The 303-nt window shown below is 52.8% G+C and carries 1 protein-coding gene; it reads left to right on the plus strand.

Features of this window, described 5'->3' with window-relative positions; translation table 11 throughout:
* Positions 1 to 303: WD40 repeat domain-containing protein (locus tag M3P05_RS20800; RefSeq protein ID WP_249702067.1), on the plus strand; the 303-nt coding region annotated here is incomplete at both ends.

Below are 303 nucleotides of genomic sequence, written 5' to 3' on the forward strand. Positions count from 1 at the left end.
TGACAAAACCCTGAAAGTCTGGGACTTGGACCAGAAGCAAGGTCAGGAGTGTATCGCCACTCTGAAAGGGCACAGCAAGGATGTCAGGCATGTATCCATCCTCCCTGACGGGCGGGTGGTTTCGGCCTCTGATGACGGAAGCCAGAAAATATGGGATCCGACCTGGGCTTCAGGTGATATGTGTGTCGCTACTCTGAAAGGGCGTGGCAGCTGGGTCAGATGTATGGTCAGCACGCCCAAAGGGTGGGTGATTTCTAACTCTTATGACAAAACTCTGCAAGTCTGCAACCCCTATGGTTCCAT

This window comes from Parendozoicomonas callyspongiae (assembly GCF_023502345.1).
Classification (GTDB): domain Bacteria; phylum Pseudomonadota; class Gammaproteobacteria; order Pseudomonadales; family Endozoicomonadaceae; genus Sansalvadorimonas; species Sansalvadorimonas callyspongiae.